The sequence below is a fragment of the Isoptericola nanjingensis genome (assembly GCF_050311635.1).
In the GTDB taxonomy this organism is placed as follows: Bacteria; Actinomycetota; Actinomycetes; order Actinomycetales; family Cellulomonadaceae; genus Isoptericola; species Isoptericola nanjingensis.
This window is the reverse complement of the sequence record NZ_JBNOZL010000022.1, coordinates 1-270: the sequence shown is the minus strand read 5'-3', so window position 1 is coordinate 270 and position 270 is coordinate 1. Positions and strand designations below refer to the sequence as shown.

1 protein-coding gene is annotated in these 270 nt (G+C 42.2%); it reads left to right on the top strand.

The window, feature by feature from the left end:
• Positions 1 to 270: hypothetical protein (locus ACQP6G_RS20855; RefSeq protein WP_429767236.1), on the top strand; the 270-nt coding region annotated here is incomplete at both ends.

Sequence of the window (270 nt, the reverse complement as noted above, 5' to 3'; positions counted from 1 at the left end):
AAGGTAAAGCTGCCGAGGCCGAAGACCATTTCACACGTTACAAGGATTTGAACGACGAGTTAAACTTTATCGCCAACAACGAAGCTATCGCCCAAGCCGACGCCTTCTACAATAATCAGAAACAGGCAGAAGAGAATGTGCAACTGAAAGCCGATAATCATTTTAAGCAGATTATAATTATAATAGGTATAGCCTTTGTGGTTATAATAGTTGTGCTCTTTGCTACCTATATCCAACGTCATCGCCGTCGTCAGGAACTTATGGAGATGC